We start from the raw sequence: 16,516 nt of genomic DNA on the forward strand, positions 1-16,516 counted from the left end.
GCCACCGCACGCGGATCCGTGCCGTCCGCCGGGCCGCCAGGGGCCGCCGGGCCGTGCCGTCCGCCGGGCCGCCGTCAGCCGTCGGGCCGCCGGCCGTCGCACGGCTCGAGGGCCCGCCGGAGCACGTCCCGCACCCGGCGCGGCGCCGGCACGTCACCGGCGGCCGCCTCCCCGTCCGGGAGGCCGGACCAGCGGGTCGGCAGGATCCGCGGCCGCTCCCGCACGGCGACCGGACCCCCTCACCCGTGCGGCGACCGCGCTCACACCCGCGCGCCGTGCGCTGTGCGCCGGGCTTAACCCCCGGCGGCCGGTCCGGGAGACACCCGCGTAATGCTCGGTTCGTACCGTCGCAGAGGCTCTCACCAGGCCGATCGTCGGAGAATCGTCAGAGAAGGGGGCGCCCGTGGCCGTGCCGGACCCGCGGACCGACAGCGCTGCGAAGGTGCGCACGGTCTGCTCGTACTGCGGTGTCGGCTGCGGCATGGTCCTCGACGTCGGCCGCGGACCGGACGGCCGTCGCACGGTCCTGAAGGCGTCCGGCGACAAGGAGCACCCCGCCAACCGGGGCCGGCTGTGCACCAAGGGCGCCACCACCGCCGACATGCTCGCCGCGCCCGGCCGGCTGACCACCGCGCTGGTCCGCCCGGACCGCGGCGAGGAGCCCGAGCCCGCCCCCGTGGCCGCGGCGGTCGCCGAGACGGCACGGCGGCTGCGCACGATCGTCGACGAGCACGGCCCCGACGCGGTCGCCCTCTACGTCTCCGGCCAGATGAGCCTCGAAGCGCAGTACCTGGCGAACAAGCTGGCCAAGGGCTATCTGCGCACCAACCGGATCGAGTCGAACTCCCGGCTGTGCATGGCGAGCGCGGGAACCGGCTACAAGCTGTCCCTCGGCGCCGACGGCCCGCCCGGTTCCTACGACGACCTGGACGAGGCCGACGTCTTCCTCGTCATCGGCTCCAACATGGCCGACTGCCACCCGATCCTCTTCCTGCGCATGATGGAGCGGGTGAAAGCGGGCGCGAAACTGATCGTCGTCGACCCGCGGCGCACCGCCACGGCCGCGAAGGCCGACCTGTTCCTCCAGGTCCGGGCGGGTACGGACCTCGCCCTGCTGAACGGCCTGCTGCACCTCCTGCACGAGAACGGCCACACCGACCCCGACTTCGTCGCCGCGCACACCGAGGGCTGGGAGGCGATGCCCGCCTTCCTCGCCGACTACCCGCCGGCCGCCGTCGCCGGGATCACCGGCGTCCCCGAGGCCGACCTGCGCGAGGCAGCCCGGCTGATCGGCGAGGCGGGGGAGTGGACCAGCTGCTGGACCATGGGCCTCAACCAGTCCACGCACGGCACCTGGAACACGAACGCCCTGGTCAACCTCCACCTCGCGACCGGCAAGATCTGCCGCCCGGGCAGCGGCCCGTTCTCCCTCACCGGGCAGCCCAACGCCATGGGCGGCCGCGAGATGGGCTACATGGGCCCCGGCCTGCCCGGCCAGCGGTCCGTCCTCGTCGACGCCGACCGCGCGTTCACCGAGGGGGTGTGGGGCCTCGCGCCCGGCACCCTGCGCGCCGACGGCATCGGCGGGGGCACGGTGGAGATGTTCCGGAAGATGGCCGACGGCGAGATCAAGGCGTGCTGGATCATCTGCACCAACCCGGTCGCCTCCGTCGCCAACCGCCGGACCGTCATCGAGGGCCTGGAGGCCGCCGAGTTCGTCGTCACCCAGGACGTGTTCGCCGACACCGAGACCAACGCGTACGCCGACGTCGTCCTGCCCGCCGCCCTGTGGACCGAGACCGAGGGCGTCCTGATCAACAGCGAGCGCACCCTCACCCTGGCCCGGCCCGCCGCCGACCCGCCCGGCGAGGCCACCGCCGACTGGCGCCTGATCGCCGACGTCGCCCGCGCGATGGGCTACGAGGACGCCTTCTCCTACGACAGCGCGGAGCAGGTCTTCGAGGAGATCAAGCGCTTCCACAATCCGCAGACCGGCTACGACCTGCGCGGAGTGACCTACGACCGGCTGCGCGCCACCCCCGTCCAGTGGCCCGCCGCCACCGCCGACGGCGCCGACCGCAACCCCGTCCGCTACGTCGGCCCGGACGGCGCCCTCACCTTCCCCACTCCCGGCGGCCGCGCCGTCTTCCACCCCCGCCCGCACCTGGAGCCGGCCGAGATGCCGGACGACGACTACCCGTTCGTCCTCAACACCGGCCGTCTGCAGCACCAGTGGCACACCCTGACCAAGACCGCCCGGGTGGACCGGCTCAACAAGCTGGATCCCGGCCCGTTCGTCGAGGTGCACCCCGAGGACGCGGCCGCCCTCGGCCTCGCCGACGGCGACAGCGTCGAGGTCGCCTCCCGGCGCGGCCGGGCCGTGCTGCCCGCCGTCGTCACCGACCGCGTCCTGCCCGGATCCTGCTTCGCGCCGTTCCACTGGAACGACCTGTTCGGCGAGTACCTCAGCGTGAACGCGGTGACCAGCGACGCCGTCGACCCGCTCTCCTTCCAGCCCGAGCTGAAGGTGTGCGCGGTGTCGCTGACGAAGACGGCGACACCGGTGAGCGTGCAGGCGCCGGCCGACCGGGCGCGGGCCGCCGGCGCCCCCGCCGCACGGACCCCGGAGACGGCGCTCGTCCCCACCGCCGTCCACCCCCGTGCCGCGTCCGTCTTCGGCCTGGAGCCCGCCCCGCCGCCGGTGCTGACCGAGCGCGAACGCCGGTACCTGGTCGGCTTCCTCGCCGGCGTCCCGGCCGGCGCGCCCGGCGTCCCGGTCCTGCCGCCCGACGCCCCCTTCAGCCCCGAGCACGCCCTGTGGGTCAACGGCACCCTGGCCGGCATGTACTCCCGCACCGCCACCGCCACCGCCACCGCCGCCGCATCCGCCCGGCGGCCCGAGGGCCGCCGGGTCGTCGTCCTGTGGGCCTCGCAGACCGGCAACGCCGAGGAGTTCGCCACCGCCGCCGCCGCACGCCTCGGTGCGGGCGGCCACACCGCCAGTCTCGTCGCCATGGACGAGGCCGACCCCGCCGCCCTGCCGGCCGGCGCCGACCTGCTGCTGATCACCAGCACGTTCGGCGACGGCGACGCCCCCGACAACGGCGCCGGCTTCTGGGCCGGCCTGACCGCCCCCGGCTTCGGCGGGCTGGAGGGCCGGCGCTACGCCGTCCTCGCCTTCGGGGACTCCTCCTACGACGACTTCTGCGGGCACGGACGCCGGCTGGACGACCGCATGGACGAGCTGGGCGCCGTCCGGCTCGCGCCGCGCACGGACTGCGAGCCGGACTACGAGCCCCAGGCGCAGGCCTGGCTGGAACAGGTCCTCATCGCCCTCAAGGAGACGGAGGAGACGGGGAGGACGGAGGAGACCGAAGGAACCGAGGGGACCGAGGGGACCGCAGGCGAGTCCGGCGCGGCCGCGCGCACCGGCGGCGACGCCCGCCCCGGCGCCGTACGGCCGCCGTCCGCGGGCCCGGCGTCCGTGACCGCCCCGCCCGCCCCGGCCCGGTCCAGGCGTCCCGCCCCCGTCACCGCCCGCCTCGTCGGCAACCGGCTGCTGAGCCGGCCGGGGTCGGGCAAGGAGGTGCGCCGCTTCACCTTCGACACCCGCGACAGCGGGACCCCGCTCGTCTACGAGGCCGGCGACGCCCTCGGCGTGCGCCCGCTCAACTCCCCGGACCTGGTGGCCGAGTGGCTGGCCGTCACCGGCCTGGACGCGCGGGCCCCCGTACGGGTGAACGGCGTCGGGGAGGTCCCCTTCGGCGAGGCCCTGCTGCGCCACCTCGACATCACCCGGATCACGCCCGCCCTGCTGCGCTTCACCGCCGACCGCACCCGTGACCCGCGCGAGCTGCGCAAACTACTGCGCCCCGACAACAAGGGCGAGCTGGCGAAGTGGTCCTGGGGCCGCCAGGCCGTCGACGTGACCGCCGAGTTCGGCGTCCGGGCCGACGCGCAGGAGTGGGCGCAGGCGCTGGGACGCCTCCAGCCGCGGCTGTACTCGATCTCGTCCAGCCCGCTCACCGACCCCCACCTCGTCTCGCTCACCGTCTCCGTGGTGCGCTACGAGAACCTGGCCGGCCGCCCCCGCCAGGGCGTCTGCTCCCCGTTCCTCGCCGACGCCGAGCCGGACACCGGGGTCCCGGTGCACGTGCAGCGCTCCCCGCACTTCCGCCCGCCCGCCGACCCGGCGACCCCGATGGTGATGGTGGGGCCCGGCACCGGAGTGGCGCCGTTCGTCGGCTTCCTGGAGGAACGGCGGGCCCGCGGCCACCGGGCGCCGAACTGGCTGTTCTTCGGCGAGCAGCACCGGGCGACGGACTTCTACTACGAGGAGGAGCTGACCGCGCTGCGGGCCGACGGCACCCTGGCCCGTCTGGACACCGCCTTCTCCCGGGACCAGCGGGCCAAGGTCTACGTGCAGGACCGGATGCGCGAGCACGGCTCCCAGCTGTGGTCCTGGCTCCGCGACGGCGCCCACTTCTACGTCTGCGGCGACGCCTCCCGGATGGCCAAGGACGTCGACCGGGCGCTGCGGGACATCGCCGTCGTCCACGGCGGCCTCGCGGAGGAGGAGGCCGCCGCGTACGTGAAGCAGCTCGCCTCGGACAAGCGGTACGTGCGGGACGTGTACTGACGCGACGGACGGGCGGCCCCCCGAGCGATCCAAGTGGCGTTGCGCCGAAGTGAGTTGAAATCCGGCCAACGCGGCGCGCCCCTGTTCGGTTTATCAACACTATCCGACAAGATCTGACGCACCCTGCGTCCCGCGCAGCCGCACGGGACGCCCCGAGGAAGGTCATGGTCATGTCGCACCCGCACGTGTCGTCCATGGACCGGCCGGACCGCCCCCAGCGCGCGGTCGTCAGCCGTCGTCGTCTCCTCGAAGGATCGGCCGCCGTCCTCGGCGCGCTCGCCCTCTCGGGTCCCCTCACCCCCCACCGGGCCGCCGCGGCCGACGGCACCCCCGAGTGGAACGGCCGCATCGACGTCTTCCGCCTCGGCACCGAACCCCCGCACACCACCCTCATGCCGTACGCGACGGTCGCCCAGGCGCTCGCCGCCGACCGCACCCGCTCCCCGTACCGGCTGAGCCTGGACGGCACCTGGAAGTTCGCGTACGCCGACCGCCCCGACGACCGGGACGCCGACTTCCACCGCACCGACCTCGACGACGGCGACTGGGACACCGTCCCCGTCCCCTCCGCCTGGCAGCTGCACGGTTACGACCGCCCGATCTACCTCAACATCACCTATCCGTGGTGGGGCCCCAACGGCCTCGGCGAGGAGGCGCAGCCGCCGCTCGCCCCCACCCGCTACAACCCCGTGGGCCAGTACCGCCGCACCTTCACGGTCCCGCGCGACTGGGCCGGACGGCGGACGTTCCTGCACTTCGAGGGGGTCAAGTCGGCCCACTACGTGTGGATCAACGGGGAGCTGGTCGGCTACCACGAGGACTCCTACGACCCCGCCGAGTACGACATCACCCCGCACCTGCGGCCGGGCGCCAACCAGATCGCGGTGGAGGTCTACCGCTACTCCGACGGGGACTGGCTGGAGGACCAGGACATGATCCGGCTGAGCGGCATCTTCCGCTCGGTCTACCTCTTCTCCACGCCCGCCGTGCACCTGCGCGACTTCCGGCTGGACACCCCGCTGAGCGACGACCACCGGGCGGCCGAGCTGGCGGTCACCGCGAGCGTGCGGGACTACGGCGGACAGGGCGGCGGCCGGTACTCCGTCGAGACCCAGCTGTACGACGCGCACGGCCACCCCGTGTGGTCCCGGCCGCTGGCCCGAACCGTCGTGCTCGGCTCCGGCGACGAGACGACCGTGCGGGCGGCGAGGGCGGTGCCCGCACCGCGCCTGTGGTCGGCCGAACACCCGTACCTCTACACCGCCGTGCTGCGCCTGCGCGACCCCGCGGGCACGGTGATCGAGACCCTGTCCCACCGGGTCGGCCTGCGCGAGTTCGCGCTCGAGGACGGCCTGATGCGCATCAACGGCAAGCCGGTCTCCTTCCGGGGCGTCAACCGGCACGAGATGCACCCCGTCCACGGCTCCGCCCTCACCCGCGCGGACATGGTCGAGGACATCGAGCTCATCAAACGGCTGAACATCAACAGCGTCCGCACCTCGCACTACCCCAACAACCCGCTGTGGCTGGAACTCGCCGACGAGTACGGCCTGTACCTCGTGGGCGAGACCAACCTCGAGACCCACGGCATCCGCGCCGAGTACCCCGGCGACCACGCCGAGTGGACGAGGGCGTGCGTGGCCCGCGCCCAGAACATGGTCCACCGCGACAAGAACCACGCCTCGGTCGTCATCTGGTCCCTCGGCAACGAGGCGGGCGGCGGCAGCACGTTCACCGCCATGCACGACTGGATCCGCTCCTACGACACCACCCGTGTCATCCAGTACGAGGGCGACGACCGCCCCGGGATCAGCGACATCCGCTCCGAGATGTACGACACCCCCGCCCGCGTCGAGGCGCGGGCGAAGGACACGAGCGACACCCGCCCGTACGTGATGATCGAGTACTCCCACGGGATGGGGAACTCCAACGGCAACTTCAAGAAGTACTGGGACCTCGTCCGCCGCCACCCCGTGCTCCAGGGCGGCTGGATCTGGGACTTCGCCGACCAGGCCCTCTCCTGGCCCACCCCGGCGCGCAGGCTGTTCACCGAGGCCGGCCCCGCCGCGCTGCGCGGCGAGATCCTCGCCCCCGGCGGCGCCTTCGACCGCGACCGGGGCGTCCGCGGCGGAACCGTCTTCGCCCGCGACCCGGGCCTCGACCTCACCGGGTCGCTCACCCTGGAAGCCTGGATCACCCCGCACGTGACCGGCTACCACCAGCCGATCCTCGCCAAGGGCGACACCCAGTACGCCCTGAAGCAGACGAACAGGACCCTGGAGTTCTTCCTCCACGACGGCGGCCAGTGGATCACCGCGAGCTGGGCCCTGCCCGACGACTGGACCGGCGCCGAACACCATGTGGCGGGCGTCTTCGACGCGGTGGCCGGCACCCTGACGCTCCACGTCGACGGCTCGGTGCGGGCCACCCGGACCACCACCCGGCGCCCCGCCGTCAACACCGCGTCCCTGTCCCTGGCCACCGACGTCGACAACCCGACCCGGGAGTTCAGCGGCACCGTCCGGCGGGCCCGCGTCTACGCCCGCGCGCTGACCGCCGCCGAACTGGCCGACGCCGGCCGCGGCCCCGACGGCGACGGCGTACGGTTCTGGTTCGACGCCGCCACCGTCGATGTCACCGAGGAACGGCCCCGCGAGAAGACGTTCCACGCCTACGGCGGCGACTGGGCCGACAACCCCAACGACGGGGCCTTCTCCGGGGACGGCATCGTCACCGCCGACCGCCGGCCCACCGGCAAGTCCGCCGAGGTCAAGCAGATCTACCAGGCCGTCGGCGCCGCACCGGCCTCCGGCGGCACGCTGGCGCCCGGCGGGGCGGTCACCCTCACCAACGAGTACCTCTTCACCGGCCTCCGCGCGTTCGACGCCCGCTGGGAACTCGTGTGCGACGGGAGGACGGTGCAGCGCGGAAAGCTGAGCCGCGCCCAGCTGGACGTGGCCCCGCTGTCGAGCAAGGACGTCACCGTGCCCTTCCGGCTGCCGGACGACCCGGCGCCGGGCGCGGAGTACTTCCTGCACCTGTCCTTCACCACCCGGGAGCCCACGAAGTGGGCGAAGGCGGGCTTCGAGGTGGCCAAGCAGCAGCTCGCCGTCGCCGCCGGCAGCCCCGCCGTCACACCGGCGCCGCCGGCCGGCGTCCCCCCGCTGCGCCACGAGGACGGCGACGACGCGGTCACCGTCACGGGCCGGGACTTCTCCGTCACCGTCGACAAGGCGTCCGGCGTCATCACCTCGTACCGGGCCGGCGGCGCCTCGCTGATCTCCTCCGGGCCGGCCCCGAACTTCTGGCGGGCGCCCACCGACAACGACCGGGGCAACGGGCAGCACACCCGCAACCAGACCTGGCGCGACGCCGGCGCCCGGCGCACCGTGACCGGCGTGGGCGTGCGCGCCCTGGGCGACCGGGCCGTCGAGATCACGGTCACCGGCACGCTCCCGACGACCGTGCGGTCGACGTACACGACCACCTACACCGTGTTCGGGAACGCCGAGATCAAGGTCGACCACACGCTGCACCCGGGCGCCGCGAGCCTGCCGTACATCCCGGAGGTGGGCAGCATCCTGTTCCTGCCCGCCCGCCTCGAACACCTGCACTACTACGGTCGCGGCCCCGAGGAGAACCACTGGGACCGCAACGACGCCACCGACGTGGGCCTGTACTCCGGCACCGTCACCGGGCAGGGGACCCCCTACCTGCGCCCGCAGGAGAACGGCAACAGGACCGACGTCCGCTGGGCCGCCCTCACCGGCCGCGACGGCACCGGACTGCTCGTCTCCGGCGAACCGCTGCTGGAGGTCAACGCCTCGCACTTCACGCCCGAGGACCTGTCCGCAGGCGTCCGCCACGACTACCAGCTCACCCCGCGCCGGGAGGTCGTCCTGCGGCTGAGCCACCGGCAGATGGGCGTCGGCGGCGACAACAGCTGGGGCGCGCACACCCACGACGAGTACAAGCTGTTCGCCGACCGCGACTACGCCTACACCTACCGGCTGCGGCCGCTCCCCTCCGTCGAGCGCGCGACGGAGCTCTCGCGCCGGCCGACGGCGGCCCCGCGGTGACACCGGGGACCGGTGTCCTCGCGGTCACCGGTCCCACCGCCCGCGGCGGGCACGGTCACGGTTCCCGGGCCGTGCCCGCCGACTGCCGCCGCCACCACCGGTCGTCCTCGAACTCCGCGGGCACCTCGTCCTCCCACGGATCGATCCCGCGCGCCTCCAGCTCGTCGAACCACCGGTCCCGCTGCGACTCCGGCAGCCGCGCGCCGCACCACGGACAGAAGCCGATGCCGACGCACGAGCGGCCCCCGTCGTGGACGATCAGCCCGTACTCCCGGAACCGCGGGGTGAACCGCACGAGCGCGTCCGGGCAGGAGAAGGCGTCCGCGTGCGCGTCGCAGGTCCACGCCACCCGTCGGGTCATCTCCGGACAACAGTGTTCGATCATTCGCCCATTCTCCCCGCCGCACGGAACAATCGAAGACGCATCACCAGCGCGACCCCGCACCTCACGCACCCACGGAACGGAAGAGGAAAACCCCCATGGTCGAGCAGGACGAACGCTTCGACGTCGTGGTCCTCGGCGCGGGCCCCGGCGGCTACGTCGCCGCGGTGCGCGCCGCCCAGCTGGGCAAACGCGTCGCCGTCGTCGAGGAGAAGTACTGGGGCGGCGTCTGCCTCAACGTGGGCTGCATCCCCACCAAGGCCCTCCTGCGCAACGCCGAACTCGCACACATCGTCACCCGCGAGGCGAAGACCTTCGGCATCAAGGTCGACGGACAGGTCTCCTTCGACTACGGCGAGGCGTTCCGCCGCAGCCGCAAGGTCGCGGACGGCCGCGTCAAGGGCGTCCACTACCTGATGAAGAAGAACAAGATCACCGAGTTCGACGGCCGCGGCACCTTCCTCGACCCGCACACCCTCCAGGTGACCGACTACGAGGGCACCACCCGCACCATCGGCTTCGACCACTGCGTCATCGCCACCGGAGCCACCCCCAAGCTGCTGCCCGGCACCCGCCGCACCTCCCGCGTGGTCACCTACGAGGAGCAGATCCTCGCCGAGGACCTCCCGCGGTCCGTCGTCATCGCGGGCGCCGGCGCCATCGGCATCGAGTTCGCCTACGTCCTGCACAACTACGGCGTGAAGGTCACCGTCGTCGAGTTCCTGGACCGCGTCGCCCCCCTGGAGGACGCCGAGGTGTCCGCCGAACTCGCCAAGCAGTACCGCAAGCTGGGCATCGACGTGCTCACCTCCACCCGGGTCGACGCCATCGACGAGTCCGGACCCCAGGTCCGCGTCACCGTCACCGCGAAGGACGGCTCCCAGAAGGTCCTGGAGACCGACAAGGTCCTCCAGGCCATCGGCTTCGCCCCGAACGTCACCGGCTACGGCCTGGAGAACACCGGCGTGCGCGTCACCGAACGCGGCGCGATCGACGTCGACGGCCGCTGCCGCACGTCCGTCCCGCACCTCTTCGCCATCGGGGACGTGACGGCGAAGCTGATGCTCGCGCACGCCGCCGAGGCGATGGGCGTGATCGCCGCCGAGACGATCGCCGACGCGGAGACCATGGAACTGGACTACGCGATGATCCCCCGGGCCACCTACTGCCAGCCCCAGATCGCCAGCTTCGGCTACACCGAGGCCCAGGCCCGCGAGCTCGGCCACGACGTGAAGGTCGCGAAGTTCCCGTTCACCGCCAACGGCAAGTCGCACGGCCTCGGCGACACCACGGGCTTCGTCAAGCTGATCAGCGACGCCCGGTACGGCGAGCTCATCGGCGGTCACCTCATCGGCCCCGACGTCACGGAACTCCTGCCCGAACTCACGCTGGCCCAGCAGTGGGACCTCACGGTCCACGAGGTCGCCCGCAACGTCCACGCCCACCCGACCCTGGGCGAGGCCGTCAAGGAGGCCGTCCACGGACTCGCCGGCCACATGATCAACATGTGAGCCCGCGCGGCGGGCCGCTCACCCGAACGGCCCCGCCGCGCTCGCCCGCGCGCCGCGCCCGGGATGTCCTGCAACGGAGCTCCGCGGAGGAGCCCGACGAAAGGGACGCCCGTCCATGACCTCCCACCCGACGCCCTCGTCCGGCAGGCCCCGGGGCGAGATCGGCACCGCCTGGTCCGCACCGCCCGGCGGGCCCCGCGGGCCCTCCCCGCAGGACGCCCGGGTCCCTTCCGGTTCCGCCTTCGCGGGCGTCCTGTTGCTGTGCGGCGGCGTCCTCGCCGTCCTGCAGGGCGTCGCCGCCCTCGCCGGGGACGACGTCTACGCCCGCGTCGGCTCGTACCTCTACGGACTGAGCCTCACCGGCTGGGGCGTCGTCCACCTCGTGCTCGGCGTCCTCGCCGCCGCCACCGGCGCCGGGCTGCTCCGGGACGCCGCCCGGGCCCGCCTCCCGGGCGTCCTCCTCGCCTCGCTCGGCCTGGTCGCCCAGTTCCTGTTCCTGCCCTACGAACCCGTCTGGTCGGTCGTGGTGATGGCGATCGACGTGCTCGTGATCCGGGCGCTGACCGCCCCCGGGGACCGCACGGGCTGACACCGGCCCCGCGCCGCGCACCGGCCCGCTCGCACCGGCCGGCGTGCCCTGTCGTGCCCGGGCGCCGCCGTCCGCCCTACTCGGGCTGCTCGGAGCTGTCGCTGATGCCCAGCCGCAGGTGCTCCACGTGGTACACGGCCTGATCGAGGAGTTCGGCGACGTGGTGGTCGTGCAGCGCGTAGACGACCGACCGGCCGCGCCGCTCGCCGACCACCAGGCCCAGGTTGCGCAGCAGCCGCAGCTGGTGCGAGCAGGCGGACTGCTCCATCCCCACCTCGGCGGCCAGCTCCGTCGCGGGCAGGGGGCCTTCGCGCAGTCGCGCGAGGATCAGCAGCCGGGACGGGGTGGACAGGGCCTGGAGGGTGGTGGCCACCTTGGCCGCGTTGCCCGCGTCCAGGCGTACGCGCTCGGCGGCTGCGGGGGTGACGGCTCCATGACCCATGCGGGCCATCTTACCCATCGCACATGAATGGATGAACGAGTCTTCATGTGTTCCTGTATGGTGGCCGCGTGTCCACGACTCTCGCCTCCCCGTCGACCACCGCGTCCGCTCCGACGGCCCCGCGCCGCCGCACCCGCCTCCTGTCCCTCCCCGAGGCCCGCTGGGCCCTGGCGGCCACCGTCGCCTTCCTGCTGGGACTGGTGCTGGACGTCGGCGGTGCACCGTCATGGGCGTACGGAATCCTGTATGCGATCGCCTATGCCGCCGGCGGCTGGGAGCCTGCCCTCGCGGGCCTGCGGGCCCTGCGCGGGAAGACCCTCGACGTCGACCTGCTGATGATCGCCGCGGCCCTCGGCGCCGCCGCGATCGGTCAGGTCCTCGACGGCGCGCTGCTGATCGTCATCTTCGCCACCTCCGGCGCCCTGGAAGCCGTCGCCACCGCCCGGACCGCCGACTCCGTGCGCGGCCTGCTCGACCTCGCCCCCGCCACCGCCACCCGGCTCCTGCCGGACGGGACCGAGGAGACGGTGGACACCGAGCACCTGGCTGTCGGGGACACGATCCTGGTCCGGCCCGGTGAGCGGGTCGGCGCGGACGGCCGGGTCCTCGACGGGGCCGGTGACGTGGACCAGGCCACCATCACCGGCGAGCCGCTGCCGGTGCCCAAGCAGGCGGGGGACGAGGTGTTCGCCGGCACCGTCAACGGCACCGGCGCCCTGCGCGTGCGGGTCGAGCGGGACCCGTCGGACTCGGTGATCGCCCGGATCGTGAAGATGGTGGAGGAAGCCTCCGAGACCAAGGCCCCCACCCAGCTGTTCATCGAGAAGGTCGAACAGCGCTACTCGATCGGCATGGTCCTCGCGACCCTCGCCGTCTTCGCGATCCCGCTCGCCTTCGGCGACTCCCTCTCCTCGGCGCTGCTGCGGGCCATGACGTTCATGATCGTGGCCTCGCCGTGCGCGGTGGTGCTCTCCACCATGCCGCCGCTGCTGTCCGCCATCGCCAACGCCGGCCGCCACGGCGTGCTCGTCAAGTCCGCCGTCGTCATGGAACGCCTCGGCCAGATCGACACCGTCGCCCTGGACAAGACCGGCACCCTCACCGAAGGCATCCCGCACGTCACCGAGGTGCGCCCCCTGCCCGGCAGCGGCCTGGAGGAGGGTTCGCTGCTCGCGCTGGCCGCGTCCGCCGAGCACCCCAGCGAGCACCCGCTGGCCCGGGCCGTGGTCGCCGCCGCCCGCGAACGCGGCCTGTCCCTGACCGACGCCGAGGACTTCACCTCCACCCCCGGGCAGGGCGTCACCGCCACCGTCGACGGCCGCACGGTCACGGTCGGCGCGCCCGCGCGGCTGCCGGCCGGTGCCGCCCACCAGCCGCACCGGGCGGTGGTGGCCGAGCTGGAGGAGGCCGGGCGGACCGCGGTCGTCGTCCTGCGCGACCGGGCGCCGGTGGGCGTGCTGGGGATCGCGGACCGGCTGCGGCCGGACGCGGCGGCCACCGTCGCCGCCCTCACCCGCCTGACCGGCCGCACCCCGATCCTGCTGACCGGCGACAACCGGCGCGCCGCCGAGCACCTGGCCGCCGAGGTCGGCATCACCGAGGTCCGCGCCGGACTGCTGCCCCAGGACAAGGTCGCCGCCGTCAAGGAGTGGGAGGCCCGAGGCCGCCGGGTGCTGGTCGTCGGCGACGGCGTCAACGACGCCCCCGCGCTGGCCGCCGCGCATTCCGGGATCGCGATGGGCAAGGCCGGCTCCGACCTCGCCCTGGAGACCGCCGACGCCGTCGTCGTCCGCGACGAGCTGGCCACCCTCCCCTCGATCGTGCGGCTCTCCCGCACCGCCCGCCGCTTCGTCCTCCAGAACCTGGCCATCGCCGGCGCGTTCATCGCCGTCCTGGTCGCCTGGGACCTGGTCGGCACCCTCCCCCTGCCCCTCGGCGTCGCCGGCCACGAGGGCTCCACCGTCATCGTCGGCCTCAACGGCCTGCGCCTGCTGCGGGAACGCGCCTGGAAGGGGTGAACGACGGCGGTGCCGGTCACGCGAGGTCGATGTCGGATTCCTGCCAGCGCCGGCCGGTGCGGTGGCCGATGCTGGACGCATGCAGAACGGGATGCACACCGACCGGGAGCGGTGTCTGCGCGCCGTGCGGTCCAAGGACGCGCGGTTCGACGGATGGTTCTTCACGGCGGTCCTGACCACCGGGATCTACTGCCGGCCCAGCTGCCCCGTCGTGGCGCCCAAGCCGGAGAACATGACCTTCCACCCGAGCGCCGCGGCCTGCCAGCAGGCCGGGTTCCGGGCCTGCAAGCGCTGCCGGCCCGACACCAGCCCGGGCTCCCCGGAGTGGAACCGGCGCGCCGACCTCGTCGCCCGCGCCATGCGGCTCGTCGCCGACGGCGTCGTCGACCGCGAGGGCGTCCCCGGCCTGGCCGCCCGCCTCGGCTACAGCACCCGCCAGGTCGAGCGCCAGCTCCTCGCCGAACTCGGCGCGGGCCCGCTCGCCCTGGCCCGCGCCCAGCGCGCCCAGACCGCCCGCCTCCTCATCGAGACGACGGAACTGCCCATGGCGGACGTGGCGTTCGCCGCCGGCTTCGCCTCCGTCCGCACCTTCAACGACACCGTGCGCGAGGTCTTCGCGCTCTCCCCGAGCGAGCTGCGCGCCCGCCTGCCGCAGCGAGGCGGCCGCGTCCCGGCGACGCACCCCGCCACCCCGGCCACCCTCCAGCTCCGCCTGCCGTTCCGCGCCCCGCTCCACCCCGACAACCTCTTCGGGCACCTCGCCGCGACCGGCGTGCCCGGGGTCGAGGAGTGGCGGGACGGGGCCTTCCGGCGCACCCTGCGGCTGCCGTACGGCCACGGCATCGTGGCGCTCACCCCCCGGCCCGACCACATCGGCTGCCGCCTCACCCTCACCGACCTGCGCGACCTCACCGTCGCCATCAGCCGCTGCCGGCGCATGCTCGACCTGGACGCCGACCCGGTCGCCGTCGACGACCGGTTGCGCACGGACCCGCAGCTCGCGCCGCTGGTGGACAAGGCGCCGGGCCGCCGCGTCCCGCGCACCGTCGACGAGGCCGAGTTCGCGGTCCGGGCGGTCCTCGGCCAGCAGGTCTCCACGGCGGCCGCCCGCACCCACGCGGCCCGCCTGGTCACCGCGCACGGCGACCCCGTCGACGACCCGGAAGGCGGCCTCACCCACCTCTTCCCCACCCCCGAGGCCCTCGCCGAGGTCGACCCCGCCTCCCTGGCCATGCCCCGCACCCGCCGCACCACCTTCACCACCCTCGTCGGCCACCTCGCGGACGGCAGCCTCCACCTGGGCGTGGAGAGCGACTGGGCACAGGCCCGCGCCCGTCTCCTCGCGCTGCCCGGCTTCGGCCCCTGGACGGTCGAGGTCATCGCGATGCGCGCCCTCGGCGACCCCGACGCCTTCCTCCCCACCGACCTCGGCATCCGCCGCGCCGCCCGGGAACTGGGCCTGCCGTCCACCCCGGCGGCGCTCACCGCCCGCGCGGCGGCCTGGCGCCCCTGGCGGGCGTACGCGGTCCAGTACCTGTGGGCCACCGACAGCCACCCGGTCAACTTCCTCCCCGTGTGAGGCGACACCCGTGAAGCGACACACCGTCATCGACAGCCCCTACGGCCCCCTCACCCTCGTCGCCGACGACGGCGCCCTGTGCGGCCTCTACATGACCGAGCAGCGCCACCGCCCGCCGCAGGAGAGCTTCGGCGCCCGCGACGACACCCTCTTCCACGCCGCCGAGGAACAGCTGGAGGCCTACTTCGCCGGAGAGCTGACGGAGTTCACCCTCGAACTGCGGCTGCACGGCACCCCGTTCCAGCGCACCGTCTGGTCCGAACTGCGGAGGATCCCCTACGGCGAGACCCGCACCTACGGCGAACTCGCCGCGGTCCTCGGCAACCCCGCCGCCTCCCGCGCGGTGGGCCTCGCCAACGGCAGGAACCCGGTCGGCATCATCGTCCCCTGCCACCGCGTCGTCGGCGCGAGCGGCGGCCTCACCGGCTACGGCGGCGGCCTCGACCGCAAGAGGCGCCTGCTGGACCTCGAGAGCGGAACGTCCCTCTTCTAGCCCGGCGCGTCCCGGTCCCGGGCCAGCTCTTCCAGGAGCCGGGGCAGCGCCGTGCCGATCGGCTCGCGGACGACCTCGTCGGCGATCCCGTCGTACGGGGTCGGCTCGGCGTTGACGACGACCAGGCGGGCGCCGTGGTCGGCGGCGACGCCCGCGAGGCCCGCCGCCGGCTGGACCTGGAGACTGCTGCCGACGGCGATGAACACCTGGCACGCCTTGCTGATGGCGAGGGCCTCGCCGAGCACGACCGGGTCGAGCCGCTCACCGAACATCACGGTCGCCGCCTTCAGGACGCCGCCGCACCCCAGGCACGGCGGGTCCTCCTCGCCGGCGGCGACCCGGGCGAGCGCGTCCTCCACGGGCCCCCGCGCGTGGCACTTCGTACAGACGACGCTGCGCGCCGTGCCGTGCAGTTCGATGACCTTGCGGGCGGGCATCCCGGCGAGCTGGTGCAGCCCGTCCACGTTCTGCGTGATCACCCGGACCGGCACGCCGGACCGCTCCAGTTCGGCCACCGCCCGGTGCGCCGCGTTCGGTTCGGCCCCCAGGGCGTGGGTCTCGCGGCGCATCCGCCAGGACCGCCGCCGGATCTCCGGGTCGCCCATGTAGTGCTCGTAGGTGACGAGCTTCTCGGCCTCCGGGTCGCGCCGCCACAGTCCGTTCGGCCCGCGGTAGTCCGGGATGCCGGAGTCGGTGGAGATTCCGGCGCCGCTGAGGAGGGCGACGAGGGGCTTGGTCATGGCTACGAGGGTAGGACGGGTGATCCGGGACCGGCGAACGGATA

Annotated in this window: 10 protein-coding genes; 7 read left to right on the top strand and 3 right to left on the bottom strand. The window is 73.9% G+C overall.

Going from position 1 to position 16,516, the window contains the following annotated elements; all coding sequences use genetic code 11:
* The first annotated feature begins 481 nt into the window (after positions 1–481).
* Together ACH4F6_RS04545 and ACH4F6_RS04550 are read left to right on the top strand one after the other, a co-directional pair.
* The gene (locus tag ACH4F6_RS04545; RefSeq protein ID WP_397958781.1) at positions 482–4,639 is read left to right on the top strand and encodes a molybdopterin-dependent oxidoreductase; all 4,158 of its coding nucleotides are present in this window, start codon (positions 482–484) and stop codon (positions 4,637–4,639) included.
* Positions 4,640–4,809: 170 nt separating this feature from the next.
* Complete coding sequence (locus ACH4F6_RS04550; RefSeq protein ID WP_397958392.1) at positions 4,810–8,718, top strand: glycoside hydrolase family 2 TIM barrel-domain containing protein; 3,909 nt, start codon at positions 4,810–4,812, stop codon at positions 8,716–8,718.
* A 55-nt stretch (positions 8,719–8,773) separates the two neighbouring features.
* Here ACH4F6_RS04550 and ACH4F6_RS04555 read toward each other — a convergent pair whose 3' ends face one another.
* The gene (locus ACH4F6_RS04555) at positions 8,774–9,103 is read right to left on the bottom strand and encodes a DUF6980 family protein (protein WP_397958393.1); all 330 of its coding nucleotides are present in this window, start codon (positions 9,101–9,103) and stop codon (positions 8,774–8,776) included.
* A gap of 95 nt (positions 9,104–9,198) precedes the next feature.
* Between ACH4F6_RS04555 and lpdA the strand changes: the two genes are divergently transcribed.
* Positions 9,199–10,611 carry a dihydrolipoyl dehydrogenase gene (gene lpdA / locus ACH4F6_RS04560; protein ID WP_397958394.1) on the top strand — a complete coding sequence of 471 codons (1,413 nt, stop codon included), beginning with the start codon at positions 9,199–9,201 and terminating at the stop codon, positions 10,609–10,611.
* Positions 10,612–10,726: 115 nt separating this feature from the next.
* Positions 10,727–11,200 (top strand): hypothetical protein, encoded by a 474-nt coding sequence (locus tag ACH4F6_RS04565; RefSeq protein ID WP_397958395.1) that lies wholly within the window; start codon positions 10,727–10,729, stop codon positions 11,198–11,200.
* Between the two features lie 76 nt (positions 11,201–11,276).
* On the opposite strand, the gene ACH4F6_RS04570 is transcribed toward ACH4F6_RS04565, so the two are convergent.
* Complete coding sequence (locus ACH4F6_RS04570; RefSeq protein ID WP_397958396.1) at positions 11,277–11,642, bottom strand: ArsR/SmtB family transcription factor; 366 nt, start codon at positions 11,640–11,642, stop codon at positions 11,277–11,279.
* Positions 11,643–11,710: 68 nt separating this feature from the next.
* Here ACH4F6_RS04570 and ACH4F6_RS04575 point away from each other — a divergent pair, with 68 nt between their 5' ends.
* From ACH4F6_RS04575 to ACH4F6_RS04585, 3 genes are all read left to right on the top strand, one after another.
* On the top strand, positions 11,711–13,660 hold the full coding sequence (locus ACH4F6_RS04575) for a heavy metal translocating P-type ATPase (RefSeq protein WP_397958397.1): 1,950 nt from the start codon (positions 11,711–11,713) through the stop codon (positions 13,658–13,660).
* A gap of 79 nt (positions 13,661–13,739) precedes the next feature.
* Positions 13,740–15,239, top strand: coding sequence for an AlkA N-terminal domain-containing protein (locus tag ACH4F6_RS04580; RefSeq protein WP_397958398.1), 1,500 nt, complete (start codon positions 13,740–13,742; stop codon positions 15,237–15,239).
* 10 nt (positions 15,240–15,249) lie between these two features.
* Positions 15,250–15,732 carry a methylated-DNA--[protein]-cysteine S-methyltransferase gene (locus tag ACH4F6_RS04585; RefSeq protein WP_397958399.1) on the top strand — a complete coding sequence of 161 codons (483 nt, stop codon included), beginning with the start codon at positions 15,250–15,252 and terminating at the stop codon, positions 15,730–15,732.
* Here the strand turns inward: ACH4F6_RS04585 and ACH4F6_RS04590 are convergent.
* The gene (locus ACH4F6_RS04590) at positions 15,729–16,472 is read right to left on the bottom strand and encodes an SIR2 family NAD-dependent protein deacylase (protein ID WP_397958400.1); all 744 of its coding nucleotides are present in this window, start codon (positions 16,470–16,472) and stop codon (positions 15,729–15,731) included. The two genes, ACH4F6_RS04585 and ACH4F6_RS04590, sit on opposite strands and share 4 nt — an antisense overlap.
* Positions 16,473–16,516 lie beyond the last annotated feature (44 nt).

Origin of the sequence: Streptomyces sp. NPDC017936, assembly GCF_044328485.1 — a bacterium.
GTDB lineage: Bacteria > Actinomycetota > Actinomycetes > Streptomycetales > Streptomycetaceae > Streptomyces.